The organism is Streptomyces sp. NPDC048389 (assembly GCF_040706335.1).
Classification (GTDB): domain Bacteria; phylum Actinomycetota; class Actinomycetes; order Streptomycetales; family Streptomycetaceae; genus Streptomyces.
The window spans coordinates 17272-39066 of the sequence record NZ_JBEZKP010000032.1 but is presented as its reverse complement, the minus strand read 5'-3'; the positions used below and the strand labels follow the sequence as shown (position 1 = coordinate 39066).

Sequence of the window (21795 nt, the reverse complement as noted above, 5' to 3'; positions counted from 1 at the left end):
GCTCCCGGAGCCTGCGGTCCCGGATCCAGTGGCGTCGGCTCCCGCGCTTCCGGAACCTGCGACGTCGGCTCCCGCGGTCCCGGTTCCCGCCGCGACGGGGGCCGCGGCCCTGGCGACCATCGGATTCGAGCCCGCGGCCTCCGGGACCGGCGGGTTGCCGCCCGGTGCGGTCCCCGCGAGTGCCGGGCCGTCGTTGACGGGCACGGCGGTGGTGGGCGTCGTCATGTGCGTGCTCGCTTCCTGCGATGAAGTCCGTACCCGGAGCGGGACCGGCGCTGCTGACCCCCGTCCGGCAGCACCGGTCCCGCCCCGGAGATTCAGGCGGCCGGGTGCGCCGAGCCGTTGAGCGACGCCGCCGGGGCGGCACCGCCCTGCGAAGCCGGGGCGTTGAGCGACCCGACAGGGGTGTCCGCGAGGCCCAGCCGGTCGGCGGCCTCCAGCAGCTGCTCCAGCTGCCCGCTCTGCGCGCCGCCGATCCCGGACTTCATCAGCCGCATCAGCAGCGCCGACACCGTCAGGTTCTGCACATCACCGGTCGACACCGAGCCGAGGACCGACGTGAGGTCGTCCGTGAAGCTCGACGTGCCGTCCAACCACGGCCCCGCCAGCGTCTGCGCGGTCTGCGAGTGCTGCACGAACGAGTCCACGCCCTTGCCGAGCGAGATCGACGACATGAGCCGGTCGAAGAACACGGACTCCCCGCCGACGATGCTGATGTCCGCGCTCTCGAGACCTGTGGCGAGCACCGTCGCCTGCGCCTCCGCCACCTGCCGCTGAACGTCGAGCCCCGCCAGCCGGATGTCCTTCTCCGCCTCCAGGCGCAGCCGGTACTCCTCGTGCCCGCGCGACGCCTCGTCCAGCGCCGCCATCGCCGCGGCCTTCTCGGTCAGACCCGCGGCCTCGGCCTTCAGCTTGTCGCCGATCGCCGCCGCGTCCGCCGCGCCCTTGGCCCGTACGCCCTCGGCCTCCGCGAGCAGGCGTGCCTGCGTCGCCTCGGCCTCCGCACGGCCGGCCTTCTCGATCGCGTCGGCCTCCTTCTCACGCACCTGGACCGCCGCCAGTCCCTCAGCCGCCGCCTCGGCCTGGACGCCCTCGGCGAGCCGCAGCTTGGCACGGGCGTCGAGGTCCGCGGACTTCACCCGGGCCTCGGCGAGCGTGATCTCCTCTGCCGCGCGGTGCACGGCGGCCTGCTCGGCCGCCTCCGCTGCCTTGATGTCCTTGACGAGCCTCTCCTGAGCCTCCGCCTCGGCCGCGATGACGATTGCCTGACGCTCGCGCTCCGCTTCCTCCACCGCGCGCAGCCTCTTGATCGACTCCTCCTGCTCGGCGACCGTACGGTCCACCGCGACCCGCTCGCGCACGACCTCCGCGATGTCCCGCTTCTCCGCCTCGACCTCCTTGTCGGCGGCGATCCGGGTCAGCGCCGTCTCCCGCTCGCGTGCGATGACCTCGAGCAGCCGGTCCTTCTCGATGCGCTCGCTCTCGATGGCGATCACACGCTCGCGGTTCTTCTCCGCGACGGCCACCTCGCGCGCCTGGTTCTCGCGCTGGACGCCGAGCTGCTCCTCGGTCCGCAGGAACGCGCTCTGCGCCCGCAGCCGCTCCTCCTCCATCACCCGGGCGGTCTCCGCCTCCTCACGGGCCCGCACGGTTTCGATCTCGCGGCGCTGCTTGATCTCGGCGTCGGCCTGCCGGCGCTCCAGTTCGAGGATCGCCTCGCGGGCGTCGACGTTCTGCCGGGTGATCTCCTTCTCCTCGGTGCGCTGGAACTCGTTGGTGCGCACATGCTCGACGGACGTCATCTCGGTGATCTTCCGGATGCCCTGCGCGTCGAGGACGTTGGACGGGTCGAGCTGGGAGAGCGGCGTCTGCTCCAGGTAGTCGATCGCCGCGTCCTCGAGGCTGTAGCCGTTGAGGTCGGTGCCGATGAGCTGGATGATCCGGTCCCGCAGCTCGTCGCGCTTGGTGTAGAGGTCGGTGAAGTCCATCTGCTTGCCGACCGTCTTGAGCGCCTCGGAGAACTTGGCGTTGAACAGGTCCTGCAGCGTCTCCTTGTCGCTGGCCCGGGCCGTGCCGATGGCCTGGGCGACCTTGATGACGTCCTCGACGGTCTTGTTGACGCGGACGAAGAACGAGATCCGGATGTCGGCGCGGATGTTGTCGCGGCAGATCAGACCGTCGCGGCCGGTCCGCGTGATGTCGATGGTCTTCACCGAGATGTCCATGGTCTCGGCCTTGTGCAGGACGGGCAGCACGACCTGACCGGTGAAGGTGACGTCGACCTTCCGCATCTTGGAGACGATCAGGGCCTTGCCCTGCTCCACCTTGCGGAACAGTCTTGTGACGATCAGCAACAGACCTACGGCGATGAGCAGTACGGCGGCGATGAGCACGCCGATGCCCGCGGTGATGGCATCCATGAGGAATCCCTCGGGGTGAGAGGTGAAGAACAAGCGGTGAGAAGGGGCTGCCGGTGCGGACGGCCGGGTGCGGCCGTCGGCGTCGGTACGGGTGTCCGTGTGGCGTTTCTCTGCCTGGCTGACGTGACGGGGCCGGGCGGCCTCGGGCCGGGCGGGGCTCAGGCCGCGTTCGAGGAATCGGCGCCGGGCAGTTCGCCGATCGTGGTGAACGGCGTGACCCAGAAGAACTCACCGGCTTCGTCGTACTGGTAGAGCAGCCCCGTGGACCCGGTGGCGAGAGGCCCCTCGCCGTTGGCGTCCAACTGTCTGACCTGTACGACTGCGGTGGAGCCGTCGCTGGCCCTGACCTCCGCCTGGCCGAAGCCCGCGTCGACCCGTCCCGTACGGACGGTGCACGTCATGCCGACGAAGTCCTGCCGGGACGGCACCCGTTCGTCGGGGAAGAGCTTCGCCGCGGTACGGACAAGCCGTCGCGTCACCACCCAGGCGACGAGTACGGCAGCGGCGAGTACGGCGCAGGCGAGAGCGGCGTACGGGACGCCGGCGAGGTCGGAACGGCGCAGCAGCACCGAGCCGGCGAGGCTGGTGAACCACGCGATCGTGATCAGCAGCGACGCGGCGACGGCGACCGGCACTCCGCCGAGTCCCGAAGTCCCGATGCCGGACGGCTCGACGTCGCTGTCGAACGAGTCGTGCTCGGCGGTACCGAGCAGCACCAGAAGCCAGAAGAAGATGACCACGGCGAGAGCGGCACTGAACAGGATGGTGGGAAACGCGAAGGCGGTCGACAGGAACTCGTTCACCGTTTCGCCCCCGTCTCCCTCTACCGAACCATGACCGGCCCATTGCCGAGCAGTGGCACCCGGGATGTCCCGGGCTGCCGACTGGTCCCATCCTGGCAGCGAGGGCGGCTCAGGCGCATTGCCGGTTTCCGGCAATCTTCACGGGGCGTTGATGCCGGATCGGGGGCCGCGTGACGCAGCCGGGGGCCGATTGGTTCCGGGAGCAGTGGGTGAAATGCGCGAGGGGTGGGGGCGGGGTGCGGGCGCGCGCGCCTGGCGGGGTGCGGGAGGCTGCACGCGGGCTTGCCTCGGCGCCGCGCGGGCGGGCCGGGGGCGGGGGCGGCTGCGCCGGGGCCGGCGTGCGGTGGCCGTGCGGGGGCGGCCAGGGGTGACTCCGGGGCCGGTTCGGGCCGCGATTCCGGGCCGCGAGGGCCTGTTTCGGCGGCCCTGGAGTTCAGGCGGTAGTGCCGAGGCAGCCGGTGCCCGGCCCGTGGCACGGGCCGGGCACCAGGAGCCGGCACTTGTTCACATGTCGGCGCCTCGGACACTGGCGCCCCTACGTGCAGACGCCTCAGGGGCTGACCTCAGGTACGCGGCGCGCAGGTACTGACGTGCAGCTACCGGCGTGCAGCTACCGGCGCGCAGATACCGGCATGCAGGTACCGATGCTCAGGTGCCGGCCCTCAGATGTTGACGCCGAAGTCCTGCGCGATGCCGCGCAGTCCGGAGGCGTAACCCTGGCCGACGGCACGGAACTTCCACTCCGCGCCGTTGCGGTACAGCTCACCGAAGACCATCGCGGTCTCCGTCGAGGCGTCCTCGCTCAGGTCGTAACGCGCGAGCTCGTTGTTGTCGGCCTGGTTGACGACGCGGATGAAAGCGTTGCGCACCTGGCCGAACGACTGGCCGCGGCTCTCGCCCTCGTGGATCGACACCGGGAAGACGATCTTGTCGACCTCGGCGGCCACACCGGCCAGGTTGACCTTGATCTGCTCGTCGTCGCCCTCGCCCTCGCCGGTGAGGTTGTCGCCGGTGTGCTCGACGGACCCGTCGGGGCTCTTGAGGTTGTTGAAGAACACGAAGTGCTGGTCGCTCAGGACCTTGCCGTTCGCGTCCACCAGCAGAGCGCTGGCGTCCAGGTCGAAGTCGGTCCCGGTGGTGCTGCGGACGTCCCAACCGAGGCCCACGACGACCGCGGTCAGGCCCGGGGCCTCCTTGCTGAGCGAGACGTTGCCGCCCTTGGAAAGGCTGACACCCATGGAAATCCCCTGCGCAATCCGGCGCGGGCCGCGCCACTTGACGATTCCTTTGCCCAACCGGTCAACGACGGACCCCCCGCTTCGGTTCCCCACCCGTCGGATCACCTGTCGGGAATTTGCTCCGTATCACCCGCCCGGCCCCTGACGTCGGCGCTTTCACAGGGCCACGAACATGTCAGGTGCCGTCCTCGTCGACGAGCCGTCGTGCTCGACGCAGTACTCGGCGAACTCGGCCCCGGCTCGGACCGTCGGGATTCGTCCTGGCCCCTGGGCACGGCTCAGGTGCGGCGTGGCCTCCGGAGCCGTCAGACCTTGTCGAGCGGCCGATGCGGCTCTTCCGGCAGACGCACCGCGATCGTGTCGCCGGGCAGTATCACGCCACCCGTGACGACAACGCTCATGATGCCCGCCTTCCGCACGACGTTCCCGGCCTCGTCCCGGCCGACGACCTGCTTCAGCAGCCCGGCCCGGAAGTTGTCGATCTGCAGGCAGGGGTTACGCAGGCCCGTGACCTCCACAACCGCCTCATCCCCGATGTGCAGCCGCGTCCCGACCGGCAGGCCGAGCAGGTCGATGCCGCGCGTCGTGATGTTCTCCCCGAGGTCGCCGGCTTTCACGTCGAACCCTTCCCGAGCGACCTCCGCGAAGAGCTCCTCCTGTATGAGGTGCACCTGACGCAGATTCGGCTGGGTCGGGTCCTGAGCGACCCGCGAACGGTGCTTGACCGTGACGCCCGCGTGCACGTCCCCCTCCACACCGAGCCCCGCGAGCAACGTAATGCTGTCGCGGTTCCCCTTGGTGAACGAGTACTCGCCGTTGCTGCTGACCGCCGCAACTGTCCCGCTCATGGCAGAACCCCCCGTCTCATCGGCATGAATCCACGACGAGCCTAGCTTCTGGCACCCACACCGACATAACATACATGCATGAACGTACGTAACGAGAGGGGCCCGACCGGGCGGGCAGGGTGGGCCGACGCCGGCCGTTCCCGCTCACGCTCCAGCCAGGCCGACCGCAGAGCCCGGTCCCGCGGCGCGCTGCTCGAGTCCGCCGCCCGGGGCCTGTCCCGCTACGGCTACGGCAACCTGAAGCTCGAGCAGGTGGCCGGCGAGGCCGGATACACCCGCGGCGCCCTGTACCACCAGTTCAAGGACAAGCAGGAACTGACTCTGGCCGCCCTCGAGTGGGTCCTCGACGCCTGGCAGCAGGAGGTGGGGCGCCTCGTCGAACAGGAGTCGGAGCCGGTTGCGGCGCTGAGGGCCGTGGCGCGCGGACACGCTGTCTTCTGCCGGCGCGACGTCGCCCGTATGGCGCTCGCCCTGAGGCTGGAGTTCACGGGGCAGGACCATCCCGTCGGGCGCGCGGTGGAGAGCGGCTACGAGGAACTCGTCACCCTGTGCGGCGGTCACATCGACGCGGGCCGCGCGACCGGTGCCATTCCACCCGGGCCGCCGACCCGCACTCTGGCGTCGGCCTTCGTCGGTGCCCTCGAAGGGACCGTCGTCGCCCTGGTCGGCCAGGCTCCGCACGACGAGGTACTCGCTGAACGCGCCGCCATTGGCGTGCTCGGTCTCGCGCCCGCTGCGCACGACCGGCCTGAGGATCCCCGATAACAACCCGAAGTACCCCCGTCGGCAGGGGTGGTGCCGCTCCCCGCGGTCCCACACCGGAACCGGCAACCAACTGCCGCGCCCACCAAGAGGGAAGCACCATGGACAACCGCGCCCTGACCGTCCGTCAACAGCACGAATTGCCGGATGCGATCTCCTCTCTCTGCCCGATCCCCGACCCCGACTACGCCGACGTCTTCACCCTCATCACGGACGACGCCGCACTCAGGTCACCCGAGCAGTGGGCCCGCGCCGCGCTCGAAGACGTCGCGGGCCCACAGGGCCAGGTAATCTGGCGGCTCATCCTCGGCCTGCGCCTGAAGTGGCGTTCCTCGTCGGACCACGTGGCCGGATGGCGGATCGCCGACCACAGCGACCGATGGATCAGACTCGAGGCCCGCTCCTGGATGCTGACCGGCCACCTCGTCATGCACGTCGCCGACCGGCACGTGTCGCTGGCCACCTTCATCCGCTACGACCGGCCGGTAGCCGCAAGGCTCTGGTCACGGCTGTCCGCCACGCACCGCCGAGTGGCGCCCGCCCTCCTCCGCGACGCCCACCGGGTTCAGCACCCCGGCCGACGCTGACGACCCGCCCCGCACACCCGGGGGGAGCGACGCCCGGGAAAACCACTCAGGGGCCCGACCCGCGATGCGGATCAGGCCCCTGACCTGGTGTTTCAGCTGTCGGGGTGGCGGGATTTGAACCCACGACCTCTTCGTCCCGAACGAAGCGCGCTGCCAAGCTGCGCTACACCCCGATGTCGCCGGTGTCCCGGCGACATCGATTACTTTAGCCCACCCGCGGCCGGAGACGAAATCCGGTTTCTACCGGGCCCGGCTGCGTCCCGGACCCCGCCCGGACGCGCCGTCGGACCCGCCTAGCGGCCGCGTCCGGCCGGGCCGGGGCCGTGTGAGCGCGGGGTCATCAGTCGCGCGGGGTCAGGGTCAGGAGGGTCGCCTCAGGGGGGCAGGCGAAACGGACCGGGGTGTAGCGGTTGGTGCCGCAGCCCGCAGAGACGTGGAGGTAGGAGACGTTCCCCTCGGCCCGGTAGGTGGAGAGGCCCTTGACCCGGTCGGTGTCCAGGTCGCAGTTGGTGACCAGGGCGCCGTAGAAGGGGATGCACAGCTGGCCGCCGTGGGTGTGGCCCGCGAGGATCAGGGGGTAGCCGTCGGCGGTGAAGGCGTCGAGAGTGCGCAGGTAGGGGGCATGGACCACGGCCAGGGAGAAGTCCGCGTCCTTCTCCGGGCCGCCGAGCACCTTGTCGTACCGGTCACGTTTGATGTGTGGGTCGTCGAGGCCGGTGAACGCGATCTCGTAGCCGTCGAGCTTCAGCCGGCCGCGGGTGTTCGTGAGGTCCAGCCATCCGGCGGAGTCGAACGCGTCCCGCATGCCTTCCCACGGGTTGTGGACGACGCCGACGGCCGGGGCATTGCCGTTGAGGCCGTGGCGGCCCTGCGCCTTCTCGAGGAGGTAGCGGGCAGGGTTGCGGAGCTTCGGTCCGTAGTAGTCGTTGGAGCCGAAGACGTAGACGCCGGGGATCTCCATGAGCGGGCCCAGGGCGTCCAGGACCTCGGGCACGCCCTCCGAGTCGGAGAGATTGTCGCCCGTGTTGACGACGAAGTCGGGGCGCAGGCCGGCCAGCGACTGGAGCCAGGCTCGCTTCTTGCGCTGACCGCTCACCATGTGGATGTCGGAGACCTGGAGCACGCGCAGCGGCCGCATCCTGCGCGGCAGCACCGGTACCGTCACCCGTCGCAGCCGGAACGAACGGGCCTCGATGCCCGCGGCGTAGACGAGTCCGGCGGCTCCGGCCGCCGTGATTCCTGCGGTGATCTTCAGGGGGAGCCCGTAACGTGCGCGCATGTGTCCATCGTCGCAGACCTGGCAGGATGGCGACGACGACGGCGACGAGCCCGAGGGCCGCGGGCGCTTTACCAGGGTTACCAAGGTGATCAGCGCTACGGCCATGACCGGTCTGCGGCCGAGTGCAGCCACGAGTCCGACGCCCAGCAGCTCCGGCACGGTCGCGTCGTTGTTCGCACCGCTGACAAGGCGCGGCAGCATCAGAGGGCTGAGCCGCCGAGCCACAGTGCCACGGAGGGGTCCGTGTCGCAGTGCACGGCGAGTCGGGGCAGGCGGAGCGCCATGGACGCCACGCCGAGCAGCGCGACTCCCGCCACGCCGCACGTGGTTCGGCGCGCCCGCCGAAGTACCCGCCATCGACTCCGCGCGGCGCCCGACACGAAATGCGCGGGCGCGTTCCGTCGCCCACCTGCCACACTTGGCGGCATGACCACGCTCAAGTCCAAGCTGCAGGAAGACCTCACCGAGGCGATCAGGGCGCGCGACGAACTGCGCTCTTCCACGCTCCGGCTGACCCTCGCCGCGATCACCAAGGAGGAGGTCTCGGGCAAGAGTGCCCGTGAACTCTCCGACGACGAGGTGCAGAAGGTGATCGCCAAGGAGGCGAAGAAGCGCCGCGAGGCCGCCGACGCGTTCGCCCAGGGTGGTCGTGCCGAGCAGGCCGAGCGTGAGAAGGCGGAGGGCCTGATTCTCGATGCGTACCTGCCGCAGCAGCTGACGGACGACGAGCTGCGCCAGATCGTGGCGCAGGCGGTCGATGAGGCCAAGGCCGCAGGTGCCGAGGGACCGCGCGCGATGGGCGCCGTCATGAAGATCGTGAATCCGAAGGTGGCCGGCCGCGCAGAGGGTGGCCGCGTGGCCGCCACGGTGAAGCAGCTGCTCGCGGGTTGACGTCCGGGGCGCCGCGGGACACGGTCCCGGCTCGGCGCAGAATGCGGAAGGGGGCGCCCCGGGTTCCTCAGGACCGGGGGCGCCCCCTTCGTGCGCCTCGTACGGACGGACTTCTACGGCCAGTTGCCGCCGTCACCGCCGCCGTTGCCCTGGCCGCGGTTGTTGCCGCCGCCGATCAGGTCCGGCGGGATGGAGATGCCGGGCCACGGGTCCTCGTCGCCGGGCTTGTCGTCGCCCGGCTTCCCCTTGTCCTTGTCCTTCTCTTTGTCCTTCTCCTTCTGCGGGTCCGGGATGTGCACGACGTCGAACTGCGGGGCGGGCTGGCCCTCCAGCGCCCCCGCCATCGCGTCCTTCCAGATCGGACCCGGCACTCCGCCACCGAAGACCTTCGGGTGGTACTGGCCGCCGATGGTGATGTTCTCCATCTCCACCTGCTGGTCGGCGCTGCCGACCCAGACCGCGCCGGACATGTTCGGGGTGTAGCCCACGAACCAGGCGTTCTTGCGGAAGTCCGTCGTGCCGGTCTTGCCCGCGTTGTCGCGGCTCTGGAGCCCGGCCTGCCTGCCCGTACCGGAGTCGACCACTCCGCGCAGCAGCGTGTTGATGGTGTCGGCGGTCTGTTGCGACATCGCCTGGGAGCACTGGGTCTGCGGGACCTTCAGGCTCTTGCCGTCTGCCGTGGTGATCGACTCGATCGCCGTCGGAGTGCAGTAGTTGCCGCGGTTGGCGAAGGTCGCGTAGGCGTTGGCCATGGTGAGCGGCGAGATGCCGGTGGAGCCGAGGGTGAGGGCCGACGGCAGTTCGGGAAGCTTACTTCCGTCGCCTTGTACCACACCGAGCTTGGTGGCCATCTCCGAGATCGGGCACATCCCGATCTCGCCGATCATCTCCACGAAGTAGGTGTTGACGGACAGTTCCATCGCTTTTCTGAGCGGGTACGGTCCGACCTCCGACTCGTTCTCGTTCTCGAGGACTGCGCCGTCAGTGTTGACCCAGGGCTTTCCGTTGCAGGTCGGGATCGACTGCGGATACGGCATCTTGAACGGCGACGCATACACCTGCGTCGGAGGTTTGCCCTGTTCCAGCGCGGCGGACGCCAGGAACGGCTTGAAGGTGGAGCCGACCGGGAAGCCGTAGTTCGAGCCGCCCATCGCCTTGTTGACCGAGTAGTTGATCTGGGTCTCGTTCTTGCCGAAGCCGTACGGCTTGGACTGTCCCATCGCCACGATCTTGCCGGTCCCGGGCTCGACCAGCGTCACTGCGGTGGCGACCTTGTCGGTCTGGTAGACGTGGTTCTTTATCGACTGCTGCGCAGCCTTCTGGGCCTGCGGCTTCAGCGTGGTCCTGATCGTCAGACCGCCCTGGTTCCAGACCTTGAGCCGGTCCTTCCGGGTCTTTCCGAAGACCGGGTCGGTCAAGAACACCTGGCGGACGTAGTCGCAGAAGAAGCCCGCGCCGTCGACGGCGGTGATGCAGCCGTTCTTCGGCTTGCTCACCTTCAGCTCGATCGGCGCGGCCTTGGCCTCTTCCGCCTCGCCCCGGGAGATGTCGCCGACGTCGGCCATGCGCTGCAGCACGATGTTGCGGCGCTTGGTCGCCTCCTCCGAGTCGTTGACCGGGTCGAAGCGGCTTGGCGACTGGACGACGCCCGCTAGCAGCGCCGCCTCCCCCAGCTTCAGGTCCTTGGCGTGCTTGGAGAAGTAACGCTGGGACGCGGCCTCGATGCCGTACGCCTGCTGACCGAAGAAGGTGATGTTGAGGTAGTTCTCGAGGATCTTCTTCTTGCCGAGCTCCTCCTCGACCTGGATCGCGTACTTCAGTTCGCGGATCTTGCGGCCAAGTGTCTGCTGGATGGCCTGGGCGACCTTGTCCGGGTCGTCGCCGGCCTCTTCGACGAAGACGTTCTTCACGTACTGCTGGGTGAGCGTGGAGGCGCCCTCGGAGACGCCGCCCGACTGCGCGTTCTTGTTCAGCGCCCGCAGCACGCCCTTGAGGTCGATCGCGCCGTGCTCGTAGAAGCGGGCGTCCTCGATGGCGACGATCGCCTTCTGCATGTACGGCGAGATGTCCTTGAGGGGTACCACCGTGCGGTCACGCGAGTAGACCACGGCGATCTTCCCGCCCTCGGAGTCGAGGATCGTGGTGCGCTGACTCAGCGGCGGCGTCTTGAGGTTGGCCGGGATGGTGTCGAACCCTTCGACCGTCCCCTTGGCCGCGAGCCCCAGCGCTCCGAATCCGGGCAGGGCGATGCCTGCCAGCACCGCTCCGGAGAGCACACTGACACCGAGGAACTTGGCGGCCTGCTGGGTCGCTGTCAGACCGCCGCCCGAGCGCTTCTTTGCCATGAGGGCAGCCTACGTTCTCATTTGCCGGACAGGCGTAAAGGCATTGGCCTAAGCTGCTCACAACTGTCACAGCAGTGTGGTTCTGCATCAAGTACTTGACACGACTTCCGCTGTACCCGAATCCGGCGAAGTTGTGTCCGTGAGTCATGTCCGAATCCGGCGCATGCGTGATGATGTGCCCCCTTGTGGTCCAACTGAATTGCCCCGTGTCGTCGGGCTTCTTCGATATGTCCCCAGGTCACTCCCCTGGGTGATCTGCCGCGTACGCATAGTCCGTTCGGGCCATTCAAGATTGGGCCCCAAGGGGGTGTTGCGCTGTGCCCACCTTCCGTAACGTCCTCAACTGGCAGCGGTGAATATGCCGCTGCCGCCGTGGGGGAGCCTCGATTCGGGAGAGGACGGCGCCGGCATGGGCTGGGTAACCGACTGGAGTGCGCAGGCAGCCTGCCGCACGACGGATCCGGATGAACTGTTCGTACAAGGGGCAGCGCAGAACAGGGCCAAGGCGGTGTGCACGGGATGCCCGGTGCGCACCGAGTGCCTGGCCGACGCGCTCGACAACCGCGTCGAGTTCGGGGTGTGGGGTGGAATGACCGAGCGGGAGCGGCGGGCACTGCTGCGCAGGCGGCCCACGGTCACCTCCTGGCGGCGACTGCTCGAGACCGCACGCACGGAATACGAGCGCAGTGCGGGGATCCTTCCCGTCGCCCTCGACGACGACGAGACGTACGAGGCGTATGCGGCGGTCGGCTAGCGGTTCACGGGAGTGCGTGACGTGACGCCTCGGCCGTGCGCCTTCGGCAGGGCGTTGCGCGACGGGGGCCGATCGCGAGGGGCGTGCGCCCCAGTGCGCGAGGCATTCCTGTCACCGGCCCGTGCACGCCGCACACCGGCCACGCCCGCCTGACACCGGGCCGCGCACGAAGGTCGACAGCCGCCGCACGCCGGACGTCGTGCACCGGCGCGGCACTTCGGGGTGCTGGGCATCGACGCGGCGCCGCCGGACGTCGGCGGCTCCGACGAGCGCGCCCCGCCCGGGGGCTTCGCCATGCTGCGCCCACGAGCCCGGACGTCCTCGGCGCACGAGCCGCGGCATGTCCGCGCCCAAGGCCCGGCGCGGCGCCAAGGCCCATGGGCCGTCCGGCCCCGTGTCCTGCGCACGGAGCCCTGCCCGAGCGCACGCACGCTCCGGCCGCCCCGTCGCGGCTACGCCGCGCCGGCCGCGGCGCTCCCGCCCGTCGCGAGGCGGTCGCCGATGGCGCGCAGGCCGGCGAGATCGTGTACGTCACCCGGGAGCGCGGGCACTTCGGCCACCGCCACTTCCGGGTGCAGCGCGGTGAAACGGTCGCGGGTGCGCCGTTCGCGAGCGAGCACCTGCATCCGTTCGGCATGCAGCCGCAGCAGACCGGCGGTCATCTCTTCGGTGGTCTGCTCCGGCGCGTTCTTCAAGCTTGTGGATTCTTCACGGGCTTCGGGAGGGTCCGGTACTGCTTCCGGGGTGCCGGCCGCCGACGGGCCGACTGGCGGTGGGGCTGCGGGGGAGCGACCCGCGGACGGCGATTCGGGGGAGACGGCCGCGGCGTCACGAACACCAGTCTTCCCGGGCACCTGATCCACAATGCCGGCCTCGTCAAGATTTTCCGCGGCCGCCAGCGCCCGCTCCGCGGACAGCCGCGCCGCCTCGCTGCCGTGCACCCGGTTGAGGACCAGACCGGCAAGCGGCATGTCCTCCGCCGCCAGCCGTTCCACGAAGTACGCAGCCTCCCGCAGCGCGTCGCGCTCGGGCGCCGCGACGACGAGGAACGCCGTCCCCGGGGCCTGGAGCAGCCGGTACGTCGCGTCCGCCCGCGTACGGAACCCGCCGAACATGGTGTCCATCGCCGCGACGAACGTCTGCACGTCCTTCAGCAGTTGGCCGCCCAGCACCTTGCCCAGCGTGCCCGTCATCATCGACATGCCGACATTGAGGAACTTCATCCCCGCACGGCCGCCCACCTTCGCAGGGGTCATCAGCAGCTTGATGAACTTGCCGTCCAGGAACGACCCGAGGCGTTTCGGCGCGTCCAGGAAGTCCAGCGCCGAACGCGACGGCGGCGTGTCGACGACGATCAGGTCCCACTCGTCACGCGCCCGCAGCTGGCCCAGCTTCTCCATGGCCATGTATTCCTGCGTGCCCGCGAAACCGGCGGACAGGGATTGGTAGAAGGGGTTCTCCAGGATGGCGCGGGCCCGCTCCCCGTCCGCGTGCGCCTCGACGATCTCGTCGAACGTCCGCTTCATGTCGAGCATCATGGCGTGCAGTTCGCCCGCCGGCCGGCCGTCACCGGCCCTGCCCGAACCACCTCCCGGTGCCCCGCCCCGGTCCTCGATGCCCCTGACCCGGCGCGGGGTGTTGTCGAGGGAGTCGATACCCATGGACTGCGCGAGCCGACGGGCCGGGTCGATGGTGAGGACGACCACCTTGCGGCCGCGCTCGGCCGCCCGTACGCCGAGGGCGGCGGCCGTCGTCGTCTTGCCGACGCCCCCGGCGCCGCAGCACACGATGATGCGGGTGGCCGGGTCGTCGATGAGCGGGTCGATCTCGAGCCGGGCCGACGGGTCCAGTGTCATGAGCCCACCCCTTGCTTGCGCAGTTCCTTCGCCAGTTGGTAGAGGCCGGACAGGTCGACGCCCTCACCCAGCATGGGGAGTTCGTACGTGCCGAGTTTCAGGGTGCTCAGCGTGGTGCGCTGCTCTCGTTCCAGTTCCACGCGCTGAGCGTGCTCGGCGGCCTGCTCCAGCAGAGGCGTGACGAGCGTCGCGGCACCCGGGACGCCGGCCGCCGTGAGGGCCTTGGTGACGGCACCGCGCCGGCTGTTCGCCGCGACGCGCACCGCGTCCTCGTCAAGGAGGTGCGGGCGGACCATGTTCACGATGACCTGGCCCACCGGCAGATCGGCGGCGCGTAGTTCGGCGACGCCGTCCGCGGTCTCCTGTACCGGCATCTCCTCCAGGAGGGTCACCAGGTGGACGGCCGTCTCGGGAGACTTGAGGACCCGCATCACCGCCTGTGCCTGGTTGTGTATCGGGCCGATCCTCGCCAGCCCGGCCACCTCGTCGTTGACGTTCAGGAAGCGGGTGATGCGGCCGGTGGGCGGGGCGTCCATGACCACATGGTCGTAGACGTACTGTCCTTGCTTGTCCCGGCGGCGGACCGCTTCGCATGCCTTGCCGGTCAACAGCACGTCGCGGACGCCCGGGGCGATCGTCGTCGCGAAGTCGATCGCGCCGATCTTCTTCAGGGCGCGGCCGGCGCCGCCGAGCTTGTAGAACATCTGGAGGTAGTCGAGGAGGGCGCGCTCGGCGTCGATGGCCAGCGCGAACACCTCTCCCGCCCGTCGACCACCACCCTTGTCCGAATCGCTGCGCGATGCACCTTCTGACGCGGAGGAAACGGCGATCTTGCGTTCCTCATAAGGAAGGGCCTCCGTCTCGAACAGCTGGGCGATGCCTTGCCTGCCCTCGACCTCGACGAGAAGAGTCCGCTTTCCCTCGGTCGCGAGGGCGAGCGCGAGGGCGGCGGCAACCGTGGTCTTACCGGTCCCGCCCTTGCCGCTGACGACCTGGAGCCTGCTCACGTATGCGAGCCTAACCAGTCGCGCCCCGCCCTACGCACGAGGCGGTGTGCGGCCTGCGTCACGAACCGTCGGGCTGCGTCACGGACCATGCCGGGGGTGCGGCTACAGTCGGCTCCATGACCAAGTGGGAATACGCGACCGTGCCCCTTCTCGTGCACGCGACGAAGCAGATTCTGGACACCTGGGGCGAGGACGGCTGGGAGCTGGTCCAGGTCGTACCCGGGCCCAACAACCCCGAGCAGCTCGTGGCCTACCTGAAGCGTGAGAAGTCCTCGTGAGCGGCGTCGTCGACGCCCGGCTCGCCGAACTCGGACTGACGCTGCCGGAAGTGGTGCCGCCGCTGGCCGCGTACCAGCCGGCCGTGGTGTCCGGCCCGTACGTCTACACCGCGGGCCAGCTCCCGATGGTGGAGGGCAAGCTTCCGGTGACCGGCAAGGTCGGGGCCGAGGTTACCCCTGAGGAGGCCAAGGAACTCGCCCGCACCTGCGCGCTGAACGCGCTGGCGGCCGTGAAATCGGTCGTCGGCGACCTGGACCGCATCGCGCGTGTGGTGAAGGTCGTCGGCTTCGTGGCGTCCGCCGCCGACTTCACCGGCCAGCCGGCCGTCCTCAACGGTGCCAGCGAACTGCTCGGCGAGCTGCTCGGTGACAAGGGAATCCACGCGCGCAGCGCCGTCGGTGTCGCCGTGCTGCCCCTGGACGCACCGGTCGAGGTCGAGATCCAGGTGGAACTCGTCCAGGACGGAAGCTGACAGAGCACACCTCGGTACGAGTACGGCCCCGTGCCCGCCGGACTTCCGGCGGGCACGGGGCCGTTGCCGTACGCCCGGCGTTCGGTGAGGACGCGGGGCGGATCCGCCGGGCTCTCGGCCTGCCGGCCAGGCACCCGGAAGAGGTCCCTCGAACATCGGCGCGGAAGCGCATAGCATCCGCCCATGTCCAATGGTCAGTGGTACCCGCCGGAATGGCCCGACCGCATCCGCGCGCTGGCGAGCGGTGAACTCACCGCCGTCGCCCCCAGGCGGGCCGCCACGGTGATGCTGCTGCGCGACACGGCCGACGGCACCGCTGTCCACATGCTGCGCCGACGCGCCTCCATGGCCTTCGCCGGGGGCGCGTACGCGTACCCGGGCGGCGGTGTGGACCCGCGCGACGACCGCCCGGTGCGCTGGGCGGGCCCCTCCCTGAAGGTCTGGGCGGAGCGCCTCGGCATCGACGACACGGCGTCCGCCCAGGCCATCGTGTGCGCGGCGGTACGGGAGACGTTCGAGGAGGCGGGTGTCCTGCTGGCCGGTGCCACCCACGACACGGTCGTCGGCGACACGACGGGCGACGACTGGGAGGCGGACCGGCGGGCACTGGTCGACCGGCGGCTGTCGTTCGCGGACTTTCTGGACCGCAGAGGGCTCGTGCTCCGCTCGGACCTGCTGGGCGCGTGGGCGCGCTGGATCACGCCGGAGTTCGAGCCGCGCCGGTACGACACCTGGTTCTTCGTGGCGGTGCTCCCCGAGGGCCAGCGCACCCGCAACGCCTCCTCGGAGGCCGACAGCACCGTCTGGATCGGCCCCGCGGACGCCACGGCCGGATACGACAAGGGCGACCTGCTGATGATGCCGCCGACCGTAGCGACGCTCCGCACGCTCCAGCCGTACCGGACGGCCGCGCAGGCCCTGGAAGCGGCGGCGGACCAGGACCTCACGCCGGTGCTGGCCACGGCCCGGCTGGAGGGCGGGGAGGTCGTCCTGAGCTGGCCGGGACACGACGAGTTCACCAAACACGTACCCACCGGAGGCCCGCGATGACGGACGCCGCGACTCTGCCGGGGCAGCCCCGTGGCGGTGTGCTGTCGGGGCCCGCGACCGCCCGCGCCGTGAACGTACTGGCCCCGAACCCGTCCGCGATGACCCTCGACGGCACCAACACCTGGATCGTGTCCGAGCCGGACTCGGACCTCGCGGTCGTCGTCGACCCCGGGCCGCTCGACGACGGCCATCTGCGGGCCGTCGTCGACACCGCCGAACGGGCGGGCAAGCGGATCGCCCTCACCCTGCTGACCCACGGCCATCCGGACCACGCCGAAGGTGCTGTCCGCTTCGCGGAACTGACCCGTACGAACGTCCGGGCCCTCGACCCGGCGCTGCGGCTCGGCGGCGAAGGGCTCGCCCCGGGCGATGTGATCACCACAGGCGGCCTGGAGATGCGGGTCGTCCCCACGCCCGGCCACACCGGGGACTCGCTCAGCTTCCACCTGCCGGCCGACCGGGCCGTGCTCACCGGCGACACGGTCCTCGGTCGCGGGACGACCGTCGTCGCCCACCCCGACGGCAGGCTCGGCGACTACCTCGACTCCCTGCGGCGCCTGCGCTCACTCACCGTCGACGACGGCATCCGCACCGTGCTGCCCGGTCACGGCCCGGTGCTGGACGACGCCCAGGGCGCCGTCGAGTTCTACCTCGCGCACCGCGCGAGCCGGCTCGCGCAGGTGGAGACAGCGGTGGAGAACGGCTGCACCTCGGCCTCCGAGGTCGTCGCGCAGGTGTACGCGGCGGTGGACAGGTCCCTGTGGCCGGCCGCAGAGCTCTCCGTACGCGCACAGCTCGAATATCTTCGGGAGCACGGCCTCATCGGGCCCATCGACTAAAGGCACCCGCAGGGGCGTCGGGGGACGCCGCGGACATGCACCCGACGCGAAGGGGCCGCCCAGGCGGGCGGCCCCTTCGCGTCGGGTACGGGGCGTACCTGGACCGGTTGCGTCAGCGCGAACGCTTGGCCAGGCGCTCGACGTCCAGCAGGATCACCGCACGCGCCTCCAGGCGCAGCCAGCCGCGCTGCGCGAAGTCGGCCAGGGCCTTGTTCACGGTCTCGCGGGAGGCGCCGACCAGCTGGGCCAGCTCTTCCTGGGTGAGGTCGTGGACGACGTGGATGCCTTCCTCCGACTGCACGCCGAAACGGCGCGACAGGTCGAGGAGCGCGCGGGCCACACGGCCCGGGACGTCGGAGAAGACCAGGTCGGACATCTGGTCGTTGGTCTTGCGGAGCCGGCGGGCGACCGCGCGCAGCAGTGCCGTGGCCACCTCGGGCCGCACGTTCAGCCAGGGCTGGAGGTCACCGTGGCCGAGGCCGAGGAGCTTGACCTCGGTCAGCGCGGTGGCGGTCGCGGTGCGCGGGCCCGGGTCGAAGAGGGACAGCTCGCCGATCAGCTCGCCGGGGCCGAGGACCGCGAGCATGTTCTCGCGGCCGTCGGGTGAGGTGCGGTGGAGCTTGACCTTGCCTTCGGTGACCACGTAGAGGCGGTCGCCCGGTTCGCCCTCGTGGAAGAGCGCGTCGCCGCGGGCGAGCGTCGCTTCACTCATCGAGGCGCGGAGCTCCGCGGCCTGCTCGTCATCGAGCGCCGCGAAGAGCGGGGCGCGCCGCAGAACGTCGTCCACGAGTTCTCTCCTTGTCGACCTGCTCAGGGGGCGTTGGTCCCATGATGCCGGACTGTGCTGTACCGGCCTGGGGACACTGTGCCCCGTAGGGCTCCACCCGGGTACGGACCCTGGTGGTAAACAATCGTGCGATCAGTCACAACAAGTTTGACGTACTGACGCGCCTCGCCCTACGGCAGGGGCCCGATCGGGTCCTGATCGCGGGCGACCTGGGCGAATGTCGGTGGGGGCCTTTAGGCTGGCCGGGTGTCCAATTCGCCGGTGAGAGCACAGGCCGAGGGGGCTGGGAACGTGTCCGGTAAGCAGAATTCCGCTGTGGGTGAACAACGATCGCCCGCCCTGGGCAAAAAGAATAAAACGCCCAAGCCGGAATCGCGGCTGGCCATGGTCCGGCGCGCCCGCCGCATCAACCGCGAGCTCGCCGAGGTGTACCCGTACGCCCATCCGGAGCTCGATTTCGAGAACGCCTTCCAGCTGCTGATCGCGACGGTCCTGTCGGCACAGACCACCGACCTCCGGGTCAACCAGACGACGCCCGCCCTCTTCGCCGCGTACCCCACGCCCGAGGATCTGGCGGCGGCGGAGCCGGAGGCGGTCGAGGAGATCATCCGGCCGACCGGGTTCTTCCGCGCCAAGACCAAGTCGATCATGGGTCTCTCCGCCGCCATCCGCGACAACTTCGGCGGCGAGGTCCCCGGCAGGCTGGCAGACCTGGTGACCTTGCCCGGAGTGGGCCGCAAGACCGCGTTCGTCGTCCTGGGCAATGCCTTCGGCGTGCCGGGCATCACCGTGGACACCCACTTCATGCGGCTGGCCCGGCGCTGGAAGTGGACCGATCAGGACGATCCGGTGAAGATCGAGGCCGAGATCGCCACGATCTTCCCCAAGAGCGAGTGGACCATGCTCTCGCATCGGGTGATCTTCCACGGCCGCCGTATCTGCCACGCCCGCAGACCCGCCTGCGGCGCCTGCCCGATCACGCACCTCTGCCCGGCGTACGGGGAGGGCGAGACCGACCCGGAGAAGGCGACGAAGCTGCTGAAGTACGAAAAGGGCGGCCAGCCGGGCCAGCGTCTCAAGCCACCCCCGGACTACCCGGGCAAACCGGCCCCGGCCGTGCGTGCGATCGGGTGACGCCGCCGCGTGCAGAACGATCGAAGCGCCCTGCGGCGTTGTGCGTGAGGGGGTGCCGATGACACGTACTGGAGAAGAGACATACCAGCGATTCGAACAGCACGGCGACGGCGAGGTGGTCGTCGACGGTGACGTGGTCGTCACCACCCAGGGGCTGCCTGCGTGGCTCGACCCTGTGGTGCGTGCCGCCGACACGGTGGAGCCGCACCAGCTCAGCCGCTTCCTGCCGCCCGAGAGCGGACACGGCCGCCAGTCCGCCGTCCTCGTCCTCTTCGGAGAGGGCGCCAAGGGGCCGGAACTGCTGCTCATGGAGCGCGCGGGCACTCTGCGTTCGCATGCGGGACAACCCTCCTTCCCCGGCGGCGCACTCGATCCCGTGGACGGCGACCCGGCGACGACCGGCCCGCTTCGGGCCGCGCTGCGGGAGGCCCAGGAAGAGACGGGGCTGGACCCGGCAGGCGTGCAGACCTTCGGTGTGTTGCCCAAGCTCTACATCCCGGTGAGCAGTTTCGTCGTGACGCCCGTACTGGGATGGTGGCGCACACCCAGCCCGGTCGGAGCGGTCGATCCCGCGGAGACCGCACGGGTGTTCACCGTGCCCGTGGCAGACCTCACGGACCCGGCCAACCGCGCGACGGCAGTGCACCCGCGCGGCCACGTCGGACCGGCGTTCACGGTCGAAGGGGCTCTGGTCTGGGGGTTCACCGCCGGGGTGATCGACCGGATCCTGCACTTCGCAGGCTGGGAGCGACCATGGGACCGCACCAAGCAGGTCCCGCTGGACTGGCACGCATGACAGGCTGACCCAGTGATGCCCTCCCGGCGGGGGCGTGACACACAACGCGCGGCGCGCCGTGCCCACCCCAGCCGGACAGAGCACCGGCGACGACAGTGCGAGGCAAATTTCGGTGAACGTGCTGGACATCCTGTTGCTGGTCGCCGCCGTGTGGTTCGCGATCGTCGGCTACCGCCAGGGCTTCGTCGTCGGCATCCTGTCGGTGATCGGCTTCCTCGGCGGCGGACTCGTCGCGGTCTATCTCCTCCCGGTGATCTGGAACGTGCTGACCGACGACTCGGAAGTGTCCACCACGGCCGCGATAGTCGCCGTCGTCATCGTGATCGTCTGTGCCTCGGTCGGCCAGGCGTTCACGACCCATCTCGGGAACAAGCTGCGCCGGTTCATCACTTGGTCCCCGGCCCGGGCGCTGGACGCCACCGGTGGCGCTCTGGTCAATGTCGTCGCGATGCTGCTCGTCGCGTGGCTGATCGGCTCAGCGCTCGCCGGCACCTCACTGCCCACCCTGGGCAAGGAGGTCCGCAGTTCGAAGGTGCTCCTCGGCGTGTCGCGTGTGATGCCCGATCAGGCCAACACCTGGTTCACGGACTTCTCCTCGGTACTCGCCCAGAACGGCTTCCCCCAGGTCTTCAGCCCCTTCACCAACGAGCCCATCACCGAGGTGCAGCCCCCCGACCCGGCGCTCGTCGGAAGCCCCGTCGCCGCGCGCGCCAAACAGTCCATCGTCAAGGTCGTCGGTACGGCCACGAGCTGCGGCAAGGTCCTCGAAGGAACGGGCTTCGTCTTCGACGAGCGCCGCGTGATGACCAACGCCCATGTCGTCGGCGGCGTCGACGAACCGACCGTGCAGATAGGCGGCGAGGGCCGGCTCTACGACGCCAAGGTCGTCCTCTACGACTGGCAGCGTGACATCGCCGTCCTGGACGTCCCGGATCTTCAGGCACGCCCGCTCGAGTTCGCCGACTTCGAGGAGGGCGACGCCGAAAGCGGCGACAGCGCGATCGTCGCAGGCTTCCCGGAGAACGGCTCGTACGACGTGCGCTCCGCTCGCGTCCGCGGACGCATCAACGCCAACGGCCCCGACATCTACCACCGGGGCACCGTCCGCCGCGACGTCTACTCCCTGTTCGCGACCGTGCGGCAGGGCAACTCCGGCGGTCCCCTGCTCACCACGGACGGCAAGGTCTACGGCGTCATCTTCGCCAGGTCCCTCGACGACGCGGACACCGGCTACGCCCTGACGGCGGACGAGATCCGCGAGGACATCGAACTCGGCCGCAGCGCCAACCAGCAGGTCGACAGCCAGGGCTGCGCGCTGTAGCGGCGAGGCAACGCAGAGTCAGTTTCGCGGGTGATGTCGCAGGCGTGCGGACATCCACCGCGCGCGGCGCCGCAGGATGCGCGGAATCCCCATCCCCTGCCCCGGATGCTCGTGGTCTTCGTTCGGAAGGCCACTGGCCTCGTGCGGGATCGGCGCGCTGGCCGAGCGTCGGTTGCGTGCTGCGTCACCGTAATCGTGCGTCCAGCCCATACCCCGACGTGTGCCCGGGCCCCATGGTCGGTAACCGTGTCGGAGGCGGCCAATTGGCTTATGCGCCCGGCATTTGGCTGTTCGTAGGACAACCGTTCTTCCCGGGACCGAATCCTT

At 69.8% G+C, this 21795-nt stretch carries 21 protein-coding genes and 1 tRNA gene; 11 read left to right on the top strand and 11 right to left on the bottom strand.

Annotation, left to right across the window (positions count from 1 at the left end; all coding sequences use genetic code 11):
* Positions 1–317 precede the first annotated feature (317 nt).
* The 4 genes from AB0903_RS21650 to AB0903_RS21635 form a co-directional block, all read right to left on the bottom strand.
* Entirely contained in the window at positions 318–2420 is a 2103-nt protein-coding gene (locus AB0903_RS21650; protein WP_366705132.1) for an SPFH domain-containing protein, read from the bottom strand.
* A 158-nt stretch (positions 2421–2578) separates the two neighbouring features.
* Entirely contained in the window at positions 2579–3223 is a 645-nt protein-coding gene (locus AB0903_RS21645) for a hypothetical protein (protein ID WP_366705130.1), read from the bottom strand.
* Between the two features lie 662 nt (positions 3224–3885).
* Positions 3886–4461 (bottom strand): TerD family protein, encoded by a 576-nt coding sequence (locus tag AB0903_RS21640; RefSeq protein ID WP_366705128.1) that lies wholly within the window; start codon positions 4459–4461, stop codon positions 3886–3888.
* A gap of 305 nt (positions 4462–4766) precedes the next feature.
* Complete coding sequence (locus AB0903_RS21635) at positions 4767–5309, bottom strand: MOSC domain-containing protein (protein ID WP_366705126.1); 543 nt, start codon at positions 5307–5309, stop codon at positions 4767–4769.
* A gap of 78 nt (positions 5310–5387) precedes the next feature.
* Between AB0903_RS21635 and AB0903_RS21630 the strand changes: the two genes are divergently transcribed.
* Entirely contained in the window at positions 5388–6074 is a 687-nt protein-coding gene (locus AB0903_RS21630) for a TetR/AcrR family transcriptional regulator (protein WP_366705124.1), read from the top strand.
* 98 nt (positions 6075–6172) lie between these two features.
* Positions 6173–6658 carry a hypothetical protein gene (locus tag AB0903_RS21625; protein ID WP_366705122.1) on the top strand — a complete coding sequence of 162 codons (486 nt, stop codon included), beginning with the start codon at positions 6173–6175 and terminating at the stop codon, positions 6656–6658.
* A 99-nt stretch (positions 6659–6757) separates the two neighbouring features.
* Here AB0903_RS21625 and AB0903_RS21620 read toward each other — a convergent pair.
* A tRNA-Pro gene (locus AB0903_RS21620) sits at positions 6758–6831 on the bottom strand.
* A 167-nt stretch (positions 6832–6998) separates the two neighbouring features.
* On the bottom strand, positions 6999–7937 hold the full coding sequence (locus tag AB0903_RS21615) for a metallophosphoesterase (RefSeq protein WP_366705120.1): 939 nt from the start codon (positions 7935–7937) through the stop codon (positions 6999–7001).
* Between the two features lie 426 nt (positions 7938–8363).
* On the opposite strand from AB0903_RS21615, the gene AB0903_RS21610 reads away from it, so the two are divergent.
* Positions 8364–8828 carry a GatB/YqeY domain-containing protein gene (locus AB0903_RS21610; protein ID WP_366705118.1) on the top strand — a complete coding sequence of 155 codons (465 nt, stop codon included), beginning with the start codon at positions 8364–8366 and terminating at the stop codon, positions 8826–8828.
* 113 nt (positions 8829–8941) lie between these two features.
* Here the strand turns inward: AB0903_RS21610 and AB0903_RS21605 are convergent, their stop codons facing one another.
* On the bottom strand, positions 8942–11173 hold the full coding sequence (locus AB0903_RS21605) for a transglycosylase domain-containing protein (RefSeq protein WP_366705116.1): 2232 nt from the start codon (positions 11171–11173) through the stop codon (positions 8942–8944).
* 409 nt (positions 11174–11582) lie between these two features.
* Here AB0903_RS21605 and AB0903_RS21600 point away from each other — a divergent pair, with 409 nt between their 5' ends.
* On the top strand, positions 11583–11927 hold the full coding sequence (locus AB0903_RS21600) for a WhiB family transcriptional regulator (protein ID WP_050791514.1): 345 nt from the start codon (positions 11583–11585) through the stop codon (positions 11925–11927).
* A 452-nt stretch (positions 11928–12379) separates the two neighbouring features.
* Here AB0903_RS21600 and AB0903_RS21595 read toward each other — a convergent pair whose 3' ends face one another.
* Positions 12380–13783 carry an ArsA-related P-loop ATPase gene (locus tag AB0903_RS21595; protein ID WP_366705114.1) on the bottom strand — a complete coding sequence of 468 codons (1404 nt, stop codon included), beginning with the start codon at positions 13781–13783 and terminating at the stop codon, positions 12380–12382.
* Positions 13780–14790, bottom strand: a complete 1011-nt coding sequence (locus AB0903_RS21590) for an ArsA-related P-loop ATPase (protein ID WP_366705112.1) — start codon at positions 14788–14790, stop codon at positions 13780–13782. The genes AB0903_RS21595 and AB0903_RS21590 overlap by 4 nt, the downstream gene beginning before the upstream one ends.
* Before the next feature lie 116 nt (positions 14791–14906).
* On the opposite strand from AB0903_RS21590, the gene AB0903_RS21585 reads away from it, so the two are divergent.
* The 4 genes from AB0903_RS21585 (at position 14907) to AB0903_RS21570 (ending at position 17430) form a co-directional block, all read left to right on the top strand.
* Positions 14907–15068, top strand: a complete 162-nt coding sequence (locus tag AB0903_RS21585) for a DUF4177 domain-containing protein (RefSeq protein ID WP_005314434.1) — start codon at positions 14907–14909, stop codon at positions 15066–15068.
* Positions 15065–15541 (top strand): RidA family protein, encoded by a 477-nt coding sequence (locus tag AB0903_RS21580; protein WP_366705110.1) that lies wholly within the window; start codon positions 15065–15067, stop codon positions 15539–15541. Before AB0903_RS21585 ends, AB0903_RS21580 begins: the two co-directional genes overlap by 4 nt.
* A gap of 183 nt (positions 15542–15724) precedes the next feature.
* Positions 15725–16591 (top strand): NUDIX hydrolase, encoded by an 867-nt coding sequence (locus AB0903_RS21575; RefSeq protein ID WP_366705108.1) that lies wholly within the window; start codon positions 15725–15727, stop codon positions 16589–16591.
* The gene (locus AB0903_RS21570; protein ID WP_366705106.1) at positions 16588–17430 is read left to right on the top strand and encodes an MBL fold metallo-hydrolase; all 843 of its coding nucleotides are present in this window, start codon (positions 16588–16590) and stop codon (positions 17428–17430) included. The genes AB0903_RS21575 and AB0903_RS21570 overlap by 4 nt, the downstream gene beginning before the upstream one ends.
* A gap of 112 nt (positions 17431–17542) precedes the next feature.
* Here the strand turns inward: AB0903_RS21570 and AB0903_RS21565 are convergent, their stop codons facing one another.
* Complete coding sequence (locus AB0903_RS21565) at positions 17543–18217, bottom strand: Crp/Fnr family transcriptional regulator (RefSeq protein ID WP_005314425.1); 675 nt, start codon at positions 18215–18217, stop codon at positions 17543–17545.
* Between the two features lie 291 nt (positions 18218–18508).
* Here AB0903_RS21565 and nth point away from each other — a divergent pair, with 291 nt between their 5' ends.
* From nth to AB0903_RS21550, 3 genes are all read left to right on the top strand, one after another.
* The gene (nth, locus tag AB0903_RS21560) at positions 18509–19351 is read left to right on the top strand and encodes an endonuclease III (RefSeq protein ID WP_366705104.1); all 843 of its coding nucleotides are present in this window, start codon (positions 18509–18511) and stop codon (positions 19349–19351) included.
* 58 nt (positions 19352–19409) lie between these two features.
* Positions 19410–20147 carry a CoA pyrophosphatase gene (locus AB0903_RS21555; protein WP_366705102.1) on the top strand — a complete coding sequence of 246 codons (738 nt, stop codon included), beginning with the start codon at positions 19410–19412 and terminating at the stop codon, positions 20145–20147.
* Positions 20148–20259: 112 nt separating this feature from the next.
* Positions 20260–21468, top strand: coding sequence for a MarP family serine protease (locus tag AB0903_RS21550; protein WP_366705100.1), 1209 nt, complete (start codon positions 20260–20262; stop codon positions 21466–21468).
* 18 nt (positions 21469–21486) lie between these two features.
* On the opposite strand, the gene AB0903_RS21545 is transcribed toward AB0903_RS21550, so the two are convergent.
* Positions 21487–21678: a hypothetical protein gene (locus tag AB0903_RS21545; RefSeq protein WP_366705098.1), complete on the bottom strand. Its 192-nt coding sequence runs from the start codon at positions 21676–21678 to the stop codon at positions 21487–21489.
* Positions 21679–21795: the final 117 nt, after the last annotated feature.